Origin of the sequence: Desulfovibrio sp. 86 (genome assembly GCF_902702915.1) — a bacterium.
GTDB lineage: Bacteria > Desulfobacterota > Desulfovibrionia > Desulfovibrionales > Desulfovibrionaceae > Desulfovibrio.
The window spans coordinates 2,370,436-2,383,934 of sequence record NZ_LR738849.1; the positions used below are offsets into that span (position 1 = coordinate 2,370,436).

12 protein-coding genes and 1 tRNA gene are annotated in these 13,499 nt (G+C 54.5%); 4 read left to right on the forward strand and 9 right to left on the reverse strand.

Translation table 11 applies throughout. From position 1 onward, the window contains the following. The first annotated feature begins 92 nt into the window (after positions 1–92). Positions 93–168, forward strand: a tRNA-Ala gene (locus DESU86_RS09670). A gap of 367 nt (positions 169–535) precedes the next feature. Here DESU86_RS09670 and DESU86_RS09675 read toward each other — a convergent pair. The 7 genes from DESU86_RS09675 to hchA form a co-directional block, all read right to left on the reverse strand. Beyond that, positions 536–1,183 carry a DUF1847 domain-containing protein gene (locus tag DESU86_RS09675; RefSeq protein WP_179980855.1) on the reverse strand — a complete coding sequence of 216 codons (648 nt, stop codon included), beginning with the start codon at positions 1,181–1,183 and terminating at the stop codon, positions 536–538. 40 nt (positions 1,184–1,223) lie between these two features. Beyond that, positions 1,224–2,084 carry an ABC transporter permease gene (locus tag DESU86_RS09680; RefSeq protein ID WP_179980856.1) on the reverse strand — a complete coding sequence of 287 codons (861 nt, stop codon included), beginning with the start codon at positions 2,082–2,084 and terminating at the stop codon, positions 1,224–1,226. Next, positions 2,084–2,920: an ABC transporter permease gene (locus DESU86_RS09685; RefSeq protein WP_179980857.1), complete on the reverse strand. Its 837-nt coding sequence runs from the start codon at positions 2,918–2,920 to the stop codon at positions 2,084–2,086. The genes DESU86_RS09680 and DESU86_RS09685 overlap by 1 nt, the downstream gene beginning before the upstream one ends. 60 nt (positions 2,921–2,980) lie before the next feature. Further along, a complete protein-coding gene (locus DESU86_RS09690; protein WP_179980858.1) occupies positions 2,981–4,075 on the reverse strand; it encodes an ABC transporter substrate-binding protein in 1,095 nt (364 codons plus the stop codon). A 1,246-nt stretch (positions 4,076–5,321) separates the two neighbouring features. Further along, complete coding sequence (locus tag DESU86_RS09695) at positions 5,322–5,954, reverse strand: NAD-dependent dehydratase (protein WP_179980859.1); 633 nt, start codon at positions 5,952–5,954, stop codon at positions 5,322–5,324. A 134-nt stretch (positions 5,955–6,088) separates the two neighbouring features. Then, positions 6,089–6,811, reverse strand: a complete 723-nt coding sequence (locus tag DESU86_RS09700) for a PA1136 family autoinducer-binding transcriptional regulator (RefSeq protein WP_179980860.1) — start codon at positions 6,809–6,811, stop codon at positions 6,089–6,091. Then, entirely contained in the window at positions 6,811–7,662 is an 852-nt protein-coding gene (gene hchA, locus DESU86_RS09705; RefSeq protein ID WP_179980861.1) for a glyoxalase III HchA, read from the reverse strand. Before hchA ends, DESU86_RS09700 begins: the two co-directional genes overlap by 1 nt. A gap of 205 nt (positions 7,663–7,867) precedes the next feature. Between hchA and rfbB the strand changes: the two genes are divergently transcribed. From rfbB to rfbC, 3 genes are read left to right on the forward strand one after another with little or no spacing between them, the layout of a single operon-like run. After that, positions 7,868–8,986 (forward strand): dTDP-glucose 4,6-dehydratase, encoded by a 1,119-nt coding sequence (gene rfbB, locus DESU86_RS09710; protein ID WP_179980862.1) that lies wholly within the window; start codon positions 7,868–7,870, stop codon positions 8,984–8,986. After that, positions 8,983–9,876: a glucose-1-phosphate thymidylyltransferase RfbA gene (gene rfbA, locus DESU86_RS09715; RefSeq protein WP_179980863.1), complete on the forward strand. Its 894-nt coding sequence runs from the start codon at positions 8,983–8,985 to the stop codon at positions 9,874–9,876. The genes rfbB and rfbA overlap by 4 nt, the downstream gene beginning before the upstream one ends. Continuing rightward, complete coding sequence (gene rfbC / locus DESU86_RS09720) at positions 9,867–10,415, forward strand: dTDP-4-dehydrorhamnose 3,5-epimerase (RefSeq protein WP_179980864.1); 549 nt, start codon at positions 9,867–9,869, stop codon at positions 10,413–10,415. Before rfbA ends, rfbC begins: the two co-directional genes overlap by 10 nt. Positions 10,416–10,873: 458 nt before the next feature. Here the strand turns inward: rfbC and DESU86_RS09725 are convergent, their stop codons facing one another. Together DESU86_RS09725 and DESU86_RS09730 are read right to left on the reverse strand one after the other, a co-directional pair. Further along, the gene (locus tag DESU86_RS09725; protein ID WP_179980865.1) at positions 10,874–12,013 is read right to left on the reverse strand and encodes a double-cubane-cluster-containing anaerobic reductase; all 1,140 of its coding nucleotides are present in this window, start codon (positions 12,011–12,013) and stop codon (positions 10,874–10,876) included. A gap of 193 nt (positions 12,014–12,206) precedes the next feature. Next, positions 12,207–12,992: an acyl-CoA dehydratase activase gene (locus DESU86_RS09730; protein ID WP_179980866.1), complete on the reverse strand. Its 786-nt coding sequence runs from the start codon at positions 12,990–12,992 to the stop codon at positions 12,207–12,209. Positions 12,993–13,499: the final 507 nt, after the last annotated feature.

A 13,499-nucleotide genomic window follows, 5' to 3' on the forward strand; every position in this document is an offset into this window, starting at 1 on the left:
TGCGGCAGGGGGGTGCATCCGTGCGGATGCAAAGCACTTGACAGTAGTGCGCGTATTGCCTATTGCTTTCTTCCTGCGATGTTTCCAATCGTGGGGAAGTAGCTCAGCTGGGAGAGCATCGCCTTCGCAAGGCGGGGGTCGAGGGTTCAAATCCCTTCTTCTCCACCATTTTTTTAAGGGGTTACCTGATTTACAGGTAACCCCTTTTTGTTTTTCAGCGCCTTCTCGATACGTGTGCGCTGAAAACAAGCAGCAACCCCCTGATAGATGGAAAATCCATCAGGGGATTGCTGGAATTAGAGCATTTTAACTTTGAAAAAGTGTAAATGCTCTAACGCTGCACGAACGTGCAGCGCGCCACAACGTGGCGTGGATTCAGCCGAAAATCGTATTTTTCGGCTGAATGAAAACTTTGGAATGTGAAGCATTTCAAAGTTAATCTGCTCTAAGACCGTAAGGCAATGACAATCTGCGCCGTAATCATTCTCCTACCTGGTCATGATCACTTCTCTGCAGTTTTGCCAAACAGATAAAACTAGGCTTTTATTCTTTCGTAATAAGAGTTCAGGGTGTAAAGCGCTGCGGCCGGATTATGAGCCAGTACCCTGTCTTTTACGATCATCACTGTTGTTGGGGCTTCTATATAATGCAAAAAAATAGCGTCATGCCCCGGGCATAGGCCCATTACTACATTGAACTGCGTGCCTTTTGTGTTGAGATACAAGGCTTGCAGAGCCGGATTGCACATGGATTCGTGCTCAAACTCAGGGTGCAGTTTCTCATCTTTGCCCAAGCCAAGAAATTCCTTGTCAATAGCGCCTACCTTACACCCAACAGCCAAATAATTTATGCCACGTTTTTCAAGTATTCTGCAAAAAATACTGCATTCCCTAAGGAGTCCTATGCAGGTCGCAACACCCACAAGGCTGTATTTCTGACGCAAAATCAATTCGATGGTTTCTTCAACACGTGTGTACTTGCAGTAAAACTCTTTTTCTATGCGTGCCACATCACGGGCCAGGGATTCAATTGCGGGGTCACTCTTGTACAAATCAAGTGCCTGATCCACAAGGGATTGATCGATGTTTTTGCTCACGCATTCGTCAGGGTATTTATCACGCGCGTCATGCGAGCAGGCCATAACGCCACAGGTAGCGCAGGAGAATAACTTACTGTTGTTCATGGTTAATCGCTTGGTATATCTGAGTATATTTGAGTGTACCCTACTTCACGTCTTTTTGCCAATTTATGTTTTTTTGGGTTTCGAAAAATTTGAAAATACAGTCGAAACACACTCCTGTTAAGCCAATGCAGAACATCCCGGCAATAACAATATCAGTCCGCCCGACTGAAAAGGCATGAGTGATTAAATAGCCTAGTCCGGAGGGTGTGCCGGGAAGCATTTCGGCAGAGACAAGGCATGTCCAGGCCACACCGAGGCCGATGCGCATTCCGCTCAAGATATTTGGCAAAGATGCCGGTAAAAGTACTTGAATAAAAATGTTTCTCTTACTTGCGCCAAGAACGAGAGAAGCGTCAATGAACGTCTTGGGCACCTGCTTTACGCCATGCATGGAACTGACCAAAACGGGGTAAAAACTCCCAATAAAAATAACAACGATCATTGAGATTTTTATATTGTTGAAGAAGCTGTAGTAGGGGCCCGGTTCAACCCCCAAAATGTTGCCCAGGCTGTTCATGCCGCACCATGCGAGTACCAACGGCACCCAGGCAAGGGGTGGAATGCAACGCACAAAGGCGACAGTTCCGGAAAACAGCCGGTTGGCGTTATGGCTGTATCCCATAAAAATTCCAAGTGGAATGCCAATGGCACTGGCCATGAGAAACCCCGAAAACACTCTTGCCAGGCTCATGATGAGATTTGTGAACATTGAACCGAAGCCCACCAGGTCGTGGAAAGGAGCCATAATGACTGAAAAGACTTGTGTGGCTCTCGGCAGGATGGTGGGATTGTTTAATACTCCAGCAAATACCTCCCACATGGTCAGCGACAGCAGGGGGATGACCAGAGGGGTGAAAAACGCCAGCGTCAGATGCACTATCCGTTCATGTACTTTTGGCATTAGCGAACCCGCCTTGCCCAAGCGAAACACCGTTCTTCCCACTGGTGGAAAAGCCAGTCCATCAGGGCGCCAGTGGCCCCAATGCAGATCATTCCGGAAATAACAACATCAATGCGAGCCATGTTGTAGGCGTGGATAATAAGATAGCCGACTCCAGATACGCTTCCTGGCAGCATTTCAGCGGCAATCAAGCAGGACCAGGACAAAGCCAGAGAGATGCGCAGGCCGTTAACAATGCCAGGAGCAGCCGAAGGAAGGAGAACCTTGAAAAAAATGTCTTGTTCTTTCGCACCCAAGACTCTCGCCGCGTCGATGAAAGTTTTGGGTGTTGAGCGAACCCCGCGGATGGTGCTTGTCAGCACCGGAAAGAAACCGCCAATGAAAATAATGAACAACATGGAAATTTTAATGCGATCAATGTACGGGTACAATGGGCCGCCTGAAACATGGAGCACGTTGGCTAAACTCAGTATGCCTGTCCATGCGAGCATCAGCGGGACCCACGCCATTGGAGGCAGCGGTCTGAAAATTTCAAGAAAGCCGCTGAAAAGCCGGTCCATACGGTAGCTATAGCCAATGGCTATGCCGAGAATGATCCCACAACTACCTGATATAATGTAAGCGACGCCCACGCGGATGAAACTAATTATGAAGTTTTGAAACAGGGAACCCATGGCGATAAGGGGTGAGAAAGGGTCACTGATAATAGCGTATACGCGATGCGGTGGCGGCAAAATCATATTGTTGTCGATCATTGGCGACAATACGGACCAAATGAGGAAGATCAGCATTGGAATAAGGCATGGCACTATAAAGCTGTGTATGACTTTTTTCATGTGCATTCCTGATAAAATTCAAGGGCTACATAGGTAGCCCTTGAACTTTGTGCAGCAATCTTATTCTTTGATAAACTTTTGGTCCAAAATCAAAGTCTTCACGTCATCGAAATTTTTTCCCTCCAAAGCGCCGTTGAAGTATCCAAGCTTGTTGAATGAATTCACGTAGAATGATGCTCCAACCATCCAGCTTGGCGTAAAAGAATTCAAATAGGTGGGCATCAGCTTGGCACTGGCTTCAGGGCTAATGCCTTGCATTTCACCTGCGATTTTTCCAGCTTCCTGGGGATGTTCATTGCACCATTTTCCAGATGCTTGCAAAAAATTAACCATGGCTTGCACCAGATCGGGATGTTTATTTATAAAAGCATCAGTGGCGATCATCGCGCAGCACGGGTAGTTTTCCCATTTGCCGCTAGGCGGCATTTTTCTAAATTCAACAATGTAACGCCCGTACCCACGCTCCTCAGCAACTTGGGGGAAAGGATCGGGACCCGCAACCATGTCAATTTGCCCGCTGGCCATGGCCGGGTGCAGGTTTGGCCATCCTTTGAGATCTACATAAAGTATATTGGCACTGGTGTCATAAGGATCGTCCGTGCCTTTAAGACCGGCGAGTTCAAGAGCACCACGGGTGATGATAATTGGAGCGCTTGTTGGCGAGTGGTAGCCAATTTTAACTGGCCTGTCGGATTTTTTGATATAGGCCACCATTTCATCCCAGTTGTGCACTGGAATTTTACTTTGGATAACCAGTCCGCCAGTGGCCAAAACATACGGTGAGACGATTTTTATCTTGATGCCTTGGTCTATGGCCGCGATGGCCGCGCTCATAGAAAAAGTCGCAAAGTCTGCATGGCCTTGCCCCATAAGTATGGCAAGGTCAGAACCGCCCTTGCCAATGATAATGTCTACCTGGGCAATGGGTTTGCCTTCTTTTAAGAAAAGATATTTTTCTTTTGGTACAACGGTCTTAAGGGAATAGCCGTCACGCACATATTTTTCACCTTCGGTAATGGCAACGATGAAAGAAGTTTCATTGGAGCCGATCGTGTAGGCGTAACGCATTGTTGGAAGTTCAGCAGCAAAAGCTGTTGCGCTGAAAACGGCCACTAGGAAAAGGAAAAGAAATGTAAGGGGGGATTTTTTTTTCATTGGACATCCTCTATCATTTTGGGGGTTAATGAACTGGGATATGCCGTATTTGAACCCGTTTGAACCTCTTCTTTGTCTTGTTTGAGCATGCCGATAATGGACAATCCGACATAAAAGCATTTGAACATGGAAAACCAAGAAAGAATGAGAACCCTGACAGAACACGCCGATGTATTCTCTCGGCGTAACCAGCTTATTTTAAAAAAATAATATTTCTTCAGATCTACTTTTTCCCCGACCCGAAATCAGGCGCAACACCGTTGATTTGCCACATCCGGAAGGTTCGACAAAGCATATGAATCCTTTTGTCTGGATGCTTGTGCCGGTGCTTGCGACAGGTGCAGCTGCCGCGCCTTTTTCGTATAAAATTCGAGAGGTCTTTTATTTCTCAAAGTACACTGCCGTACATTATTGGTGGAGGCCTTAGTTTGCCACAACGTAATACATTTAATCTACAAACGAAGCGAACTAGAGCAGATTAACTTTGAAATGCTTCACATTTCAAAGTTTTCATTCATCCGAAAAATGCGATTTGCGGCTGAATCCACGCCACCTTGTGGCGCGCTGTACTTTCGTACATCGTTAGAGCAGTTACACTTTTTCAAAGTTAAAATGCTCTAGTATGAAAAAACACAGTAGAATAAGATCAGAATATTTTAAAAATTGAACTCTATGACTTTATTGAAGATGCTGCTGTGAGCAACAAAATTTTCGCAATGTCAGATTTTTGTCTTCATATGCATTCATTGGTATAGTAACAATAAAATTGTTTTGTGTTGTTCCATTAAGGTGTTCCGCACAACACGTGATGTATTGATTACACGAAAAGATAAATATTGCTTTCATCAATATTTATCATTGGATGCAGACTTGTTATTATTTTCACTTGTCTGTGCTATGCTATTCAAGTTTTTTCTAAAGTCAAGGTGGCGTGGATTAGCTTGAAAATCGCATTGTTGGCTGAATGCAAACTTTGAAATATAAAGTAATTCAGAGTCGTTCAGAACCCAAAGCAGAGTAGTTTCGGGTTGCTGCGATACCAGAAACTCCGGCCGCAATTCGGAAAGCATTGAGAGTTTTAGGGGGAGGGGGCGTGGGGGAGGGACCCTTTTGCAAAAGGGTCCCTCCCCCACAAAGCATTTCCAAGCTGAAGTTTTTTTAACGCACGCGCACAGGGACAGCGGGGCCGCCTGGGGGCACCGGGATTACCTGGGACAGCGGGACCGCCAGTTCGTCGGATGGCTACTTACGACATTTGCGCGGAGGAGATCACCCTGATGCCCGTCCGGCCTTGCAGGGCGGCATTGAGAAGAGCCTGCGCGATGGTTGCGCCGGCATTGATGCGCAAAGACTTTGGAATCAACGGATTGAGCAGTTGCAGCGCCTTCATGGCCATTTGTTCGCCAGGTCGGCGCTCCTTCCTGTGGCCGCCGATGAGCGCCGGGCGCACCAGTGTGAGCGAGGGAAAGTCCAGCGCCGTCAAGTCGGCTTCCAGTTCTCCCTTTACCCGTGAATAGAAGAAGAGGGAGTTGGGGTTCGCCCCCATGGCGGAAACGATGGCGAAACTCGGAGTGCCGTGCATTCTGGCGAGCCGGGCCACGGCGAGAGGATAGTCGTGGTCCACCTCGCGGAACTTTTCCCTGGAACCGGCCTTTTTGATGGTCGTGCCCAGCGTACAAATGGCAGCGTCGGCCTGCCACCAGTCGGCGTCCGCCGGCAGATCGTCAAAACGCACGATTGGTGCGACCAGTTTGTCATGGCTCGTCGTCAGGGGGCGGCGTACGGGCGTCACCAGCGTGTGGACGCGCGGGTCGTCAAGCGCCTGGCTCAGAACCTGCTGCCCGACCAGGCCAGTGGCTCCCACAAGAAGAAGTTTCATGTCAGCCTCCTCAGGCTCGCCGTGTGCGGGCGTCGGCGATCACTCACGCGCCGTGCGCATGCGATGCATTTGCCCGTTGCATTTGGCCGATGCATTTTCTTGGCCTGCCCGCCTGACTCCCGCGACGGATGGCGTCACGCGACGATCTCGCCATTGCGGATCGCCACCCGGATGGCCTGCGCCGTTGTCACGACGCCCAGGCGTTTGCGTATGCGGCGCAGATGGTTTTCTACCGTGCGTCCGGAAAGGCCAAGGGTTACGGCGATCTCGCCCTGCCGCCGTCCTGCGGCTGTCCAGGCCAGCACCTCGCGCTCACGGTCGGACAGGGTGCCGATGGCATCAACAGGGGGCGATTCCAGCAGTCTGCGCGCCGCGAGAAAGGCCGCTTCAGCAAGAAGTTTCAACGCGATCCGAACCTGCGGGGAAGCGTCGATGCGCTCCCCGCCGAAGCTCATGGCTCCTTCCAGCCCCTGCGGGCCGAACACGGGCACCTGCAGGCCGTGAACCCCTTCCCCCTGGGGGGTGCGAACGACGCGGTAGCATTCGCCCTCCTTGCTCCTGGTCTTGGACCAGAAGAAGGGCTCGCGGGCTTCCAGAATGTGCCGCGTCACCGGGCAGCTGCGCACATAGGTCACGGCGTCAACCGGCTCATGGGTGCCGAACCAGTTGCCCTCGACCCAATAAATGCTCTCGACCGTATCGTCCCGGCCGGCGGATGCCGAGAACAGCACAAAACGGTCATAGCCGAGGGGAGCGCTGAACGCGCGGATCTCGTTTTTGATCACGGAAAGGGTATTGGCGCCCTCGATGGCGAGGGCGCTCCTAACTGCCGCTTCCAGCATGATCTTTTCCGGCATCAGGCGGGGACTTCCTTGAGCAGCGTCTGCGCCGCGAGCTTGCCAAGGGCGTTGGCTGCCAGCGGGCTGTCGCCGGTGAGCAGGTTGCGATCCCTGTGTACCGTGCCGGAAATGGCATCTCCGTTGATGATTTCAAAGCCGAGGCCTTTGAGTTTTTCGCCAAATTTCCAGGTCAGATGCCCTGGTGTGTAGCCGATATCGGGGAGCATGGCGTCAATGACGTCGGGGAAAGCGCAAATCTTGTAGCCGCGATACATGTCGCTGTCGCCAACGGCGAGAAAGGCCGCAGGGCCGTGGCACAGAGAGATGACGAACCTGTTGCTGTCCGCCGCCCATTTCAGGGCCGCGCCCACATCCTTGTTCTTTGGGATGTCGATGAGCGCGCCGTGGCCACCGGGAATGAAGATGGCGGCGTAGTTGTCCAGACCCTGGGCAATGGTCGCTGACAGCGCCAGGGGCTGCTTGAACTGTGGATGGTATTTGGCGAAGAAGCTCTGCACTTCCTGGTCTTCCGCAGGCATGGCCCAGTATTCGAACTTGACGGGATTTCCCGACAGGGTGGCCACGTCAAAGGCAAAACCGGCCTTGTGGAGATGGTACATGGGCAGCAGGGTTTCCACCGGGTGGTTGCCGGTGGAGAAGAACGTGCCGTTGTCGGTCAGAAGATAACGCTCGTCAGCGCCTATCATCAGGATTTTTTTTGCGCCTTTATAAGGGGCAGGGTAGTCGGCGCCGCCCAGATCGGACTTGGGCGAGGTGAACTGACTCAGTGAAAAGCTTGAAGGAAAGAACGCGTCCTTTTCCGCCGGATCGGGTTGCGGCCTTTTGTCGGAAATATTTTGATCAGTCATAACGACCTCCATGAGTTGTTCGTTGCTGTTTCGAGCATGTCATGACGGGTAGCCTGGTGCAATGAGGGATTTCCGCAGTGCTGCGCTTGACGCGCATGGGCGCGGCCCAGTTTTTTACCCTGTTGCCATGCCTTTGCACATTTTGTTAGTCTGCAAAAACCTTCGGGTTTTCTATTTGAACTCTTTTGGAGGACTACAGGCTGCCATGAACAGTTTTTCAGATCAAAAAGATGTGCCCGCGCCCTGCCAGCTGGTAACCGGAGGCGCCGGATTCATCGGCTCGGCCTATGTGCTTGAGGCCCGCCGCGCCGGAATCCGCGTCATCAATCTCGACAAGCTCACCTATGCGGGCAATCCGGCCAATCTGTCTTCCCTGGCAGGCGACCCGGATCATATCCTGGTGCGCGGCGACATCGGCAATGAAGAACTGGTGGCTTTTCTGCTCCAGACGCACGCGCCGGACGCCGTGGTCAACTTTGCCGCTGAAAGCCATGTGGATCGCTCCATTGTGGACCCGGACGCCTTTGTGCGCACCAATGTGCTGGGCACGGCGTCCCTTCTGCGCGTGGTCAAGGACTGGTGGCGCAGCCTGCCCGCCCACAGGGCGGAGAAGTTTCGCTTTCTGCACGTGTCCACGGACGAGGTCTATGGCGCTCTGCAGCCTGGCGATCCGGCGTTTACCGAGGCCACGCCCTACAGTCCCAACAGCCCGTATTCCGCCTCCAAGGCGGCCAGCGACCATATGGCGCGCGCCTTTCACGAAACCTATGGCCTTCCGGTGCTGCTGACCAACTGCTCCAACAATTACGGGCCGCGCCAGTTCCCTGAAAAGCTTATTCCGCTGGTGATTCTCAACGCGCTTGAAGGCAAGCCCCTGCCCGTGTATGGCAAGGGAGCCAATATCCGCGACTGGCTGCATGTGGAAGACCACTGCGCCGCCATAGCCCGCGTGCTTGAATCGGGCGCGGTGGGCCGGTGCTACAATATCGGCGGCCACGCCGAGCGCACAAATCTTGAGGTGGTGCGCGCGGTCTGCGCCATTCTGGACGAACTGGTTCCTCTGGGCCAGGGCGGACATGCCGACCTCATAACCTTTGTGACGGACAGGCCGGGCCACGATTTTCGCTACGCCATCGACTGCTCCAGAATCGAAAAAGAACTGGGCTGGAAGCCGGTGCACGCATTCGAGAGCGGCCTGAAAGAAACGGTTGCGTGGTATCTTGCCAACAGGCCCTGGGTAGACCATGTGCGCAGTGGCGCGTACAGGGACTGGCTTGCCGTCAATTACGGGCAGCGCGCCGCCGCAACGGGAGGAACGCCATGAACCAGTGGAAAGGCATCATTCTGGCCGGGGGGTCTGGCTCGCGCCTCTATCCCCTGACCCTCAGCGTGAGCAAGCAGCTCATGCCCATTTACGACAAGCCCATGATTTACTATCCGCTGGCCACCCTGCTCATGGCGGGCATCCGCGACATCTGCCTCATCTCCACGCCAGAGCATCTTCACCTGTATCGGGCATTGCTGCATGACGGCTCACAGTGGGGCTGCTCCATACACTATGTTGAGCAGCCGCGCCCCGAAGGGCTGGCGCAGGCCTTCCTGCTGGCTGAAGACCACATTGCCGGGCACAATACCTGCCTTGTGCTTGGCGACAACGTCTTTTTCGGCCATGGCATGCCCGAACTCACCCATGAGGCCATGACGCGCGAGAACGGCGCCACCATTTTCGGCTATCATGTGCGCGATCCGCAGCGCTACGGCGTGGTGGAATTTGACGCAAACCGCCATGTGGTCAGCATTGAAGAAAAGCCTCTGACGCCCAAGTCCAATTTCGCGGTCACGGGACTTTATTTCTATGACAGCGACGTGGTGGACATTGCCCGTGCCGTGCGCCCGTCGGCGCGCGGCGAGCTGGAAATTACCGACGTCAACAATGCCTATCTAGCCCGTGGCGATTTGCATGTGGAGCTTGTGGGGCGCGGCATAGCCTGGCTGGATACGGGCACCCACGATTCGCTCATGGACGCGGGGGCCTTTGTGCAGGCGGTGGAAAACCGTCAGGGGCTCAAGGTGGCCTGCCTGGAAGAGATCGCCTGGCGCAATGGCTATATTTCCTCCGATGACGTGCGCGCTCTGGCGCGGCCCATGGCCAAGACGGGTTACGGGCAATATTTGCTGGATCTTGTAGATACGGGGATAGGACAGTGGAAGTAGTCGCAACGCCCATAGGGGGCGTCACGCTCATAAAGCCCAAGGTATGGGGCGATGCCCGCGGATATTTTGTGGAAACCTGGCAGCAGGAGCGGTACGCCGCTGCGGGCATTGACCTGCCCTTTGTGCAGGACAACCATTCCCGATCCGCCCATGGCATTTTGCGTGGCCTGCATTTTCAAAAAACACGGCCCCAGGGCAAGCTGGTGCATGTCTCCCTGGGCAGCGTCTTTGACGTTGTTGTGGACATCCGGCCGGGGTCGCCCAGCTTCGGGCAGTGGTACGGCGTTGAACTGACGCAGGACAACCAGTGGCAGTTGTGGGTGCCGCCGGGGCTGGCGCACGGTTTTGTGGTCACCAGCGAATACGCCCATTTTCACTATAAATGTACGGAATATTACTGCCCCCAGGACGAAGGCGCCATACGCTGGAATGACCCTGACCTCGGCGTGGTCTGGCCGGTGGAATGCCCCGTGCTGTCGGACAAGGACAAAATTGCGCCCTCGTGGCGGGAATTTCAGGCGGGACTAGCGGCAATATGACCGGCAACGGGCATTGGCAAACCCCAGTCTGACGCGCTTGCGGCAAACCAGAAGCTCCCCACCGAAACGGGGAGCTTCTTTTGCGTTTACAGTAGCTGCCATAAAAACGGAAATCCAGGGCAGAGTAACTTTTGAGATGTTGTGATGCCTGAAAGGCGCGGCCTCCAGAATCCCTGTCCAAAAGTAAAAAATACTTTGTACACTATCAAAATACAGGAGACAGTGCCGTCACGAGATGAATTTTCAGTTATATCAAGGAGAACAAGCCTTTATGCAGGGAGTGTACTCTGATGGTACCCGACAGGAATAAAAGGCGAAGTTCGACGCAGAAATAACTGGAAAGGCGTTCGTGACGGCACTGTCCAAGAGTTTTAGGGGGAGGGGGCGTGGGGGAGGAGACCCTTTTGCAAAAGGGTCCCTCCCCCACAGAGTCTTTCATACTGAAACTATTCTGGGGCCTACAGCATTTCCAAAAAGGCTTCGACGCGCACCTTGAGCTGTTCGGTGTCGGTTTCGGAGTAGTCGGTTTCCACCTGAAGGTAGGGCAGGCCCAGGTCATTCTGCACAAATTTTTTCAGGGTCCAGGCTTCCACGGCATAGGTCTGGCATCCCTGCCAGGTCAGATCCACCACGGCATCCACAGAAAAGTCGGACGCCATCTGGCGCAGGGCGTCGTAGCGGTTGGGGTTGGGCGACATGACGGCGCAGGGCACGTCAAGGTAGCGGCGGGCCATGACGGTCAGCGGGTCGCCGTCTTCTTCCATCATGACGCGGGTTTTTTTGTAGGCCGAGCAGTTGTCCAGGCAGACGACGCTGCCGCCGCATTCTTCAATGAGGCGCACCACCTTGTGCGAACCGAGGCCCACGGGAACGCCGGTCAGCAGAATGCGCGGGGCTTCGGGGCTGGTTGCGCCCTGACCCGCGTCGGCCAGACGGCCCATTTCTTCCGCCAGGTCTTCCAGCATGGCGATGCCCACTTCCTTGTCCGGAAAGAAGGATGTTTTGAAGGCGATCTCCACCAGTTCCACGCCGGTGACAGGCGAGGGTTTGCGCTGGGCCAGATCCATGACGGCCTTGAGCGCCAGGCGTTCGCGGTTCATGAGCCTGATGGCGTCGCGCAGCTTTGCATCACTGATCTTTACGTCGAATTCCTGTTCAAGACGGCGCACAAGGCCCTCAAACTGGTTGCGCCAGTAGTTCAGCGCGTCATTGTCCTGAATCTGCGGCAATTGCAGGAGTGCTATGGGCTTGTAGGGCGCTAGCAGTTCATACATTTTTTTCTTGCCGTCACAGGTGGTGTCGGCCACCACGATGTCGGCGGCGGCCAGATAGGGGCAGCTGTCCTTGAGGGCAAAGCCGAAGCTGCTCTTGATAAGGGGGCAGAGGGAGCGGGGCAGGATTTCTTCCGCCGCCGGGATGGAGTCGTTCTTGGTGCCGCAGAGAGAAACCGGAATGGCCCCGGCGGCCAGCGCGATTTCTGAAGGCGAGTACAGGCAGAACTGCCCGACGACCTTTTTGCCCTTTTCTTTGGCTTCCGTAAGGTTGAGCACGTTTTTTTCAAAAGCTGTGGTGATTTTGTCAAAACTGGCGCACTTCATGACTGCTCCTTTGTTTTGGCCTTGAGCGGCCGGAATATTCTTTAGGAAACGCTGATGTATTCCGTTGGGTGGCGTTGCTTCATTTTTTTTGAAACAGTCGAAAACGGAAGAGTCCACTCCTGTTTGAAAAAAGATCGCGCCTTGCCAAACGAAACAACTGCGCGTTTCCAAGAGGCCCTTTAATCAGTGTTTTTTACTTTTTCCGTTCAAGCCTTTGAGCTGCCAGCAGGGCCGCGCCCAATGCCCCCACCAGTTGCGGCTGCTCTGGCACCTGCACGGGCATGTCGAGTTCCTGGGCAAGAAAACCGCAAAAGGCCGGGCTGGTGGCCAGCCCCCCTGTGAACACGCACTGGCCGGTAAAGGCGATGCGGCGGGCAAGGCCCCGCATGCGTCTGGCTATGGACACAAAAACCCCGGCCGCCAGATCGGCGGGCGGGGTTCCCTGCGCCAGAAGACCCACAATTTCCGTTTCCGCAAAGACGGCGCACATGCTCGAAATGGGCACCGGCGTGCCGTTGGCGGCGGTTTGCCCCAGTTCGTCCAGGGGCATGCCCAAAATGCCTGCCAGCACCTGCAAAAAGCGCCCTGTGCCCGCGGCGCATTTGTCGTTCATGACAAAGTCGCGCACGCCGCCGTGCTCATCCAGGCTGATGGCCTTGCTGTCCTGCCCGCCGATGTCGAGCACAACGCCGGAGCCGGGGAAAAGCCACGAAGCCCCTTTGGCGTGACAGGTGATTTCAGTAACGGTTTTTTGCGCAAAGGGCAGGGCAATGCGGCCGTAGCCAGTGGCCACGACCTGCCCGAGGTCATGACGGCTTGCGCCTGCCTCACGACAGGCGGCGTCCAGAACCGCCTCGCCAGCTTCGCGCGTATTCCACCCCGTAGGCAGCAGGGCGCTGCCGGCCACGGTTCGGGCGGCAGCATCAAAAATCACGGCCTTGGCGGCCACAGAACCCACATCTATTCCGGCTGAAAGCATTATTTTTCTCCTGTGCGCAGCGCGCGTCCGTCGCAGTGAGCGCGCGCGGGCGCATCCGACTAGAGCATTTTCCAAGACGCTCGCTCCGGCGTTTAACCGCGCAGATAAACTGCGCTTACGCCTCCGCGGCGGGCGTCTGCTCCCGCATCCGCCAGAGCAATTTCAAGCGGCAGCCGTTAGGCGACGAAGAAGCCTTACGGATGGCGACAGCATCGCTAGAGAAATTGCTCTAAAGGCCAAAAAAAGCCCCGCTGATGGCGGGGTTGCGCTGTGAAGGAGAAGAACCGGCGGAATCTCTGAACCGCCTTCTGATAAAATACTCTGGCGCTGTTCAGAAATTCAGGCGGGACAACCTGCCCCACAGCGCCAAAACTCAGGTCATGCCGGAGCGCGTCAGGCTCCGGCCGTCACAGGACGCGCACGCCGCGCACTGGCCGCAAAGGGCCGAAGGCGTCAATGCAACCGCCCCCCGTGCGCGCGTCAGCACCTGTGTTTGCATATATTCTC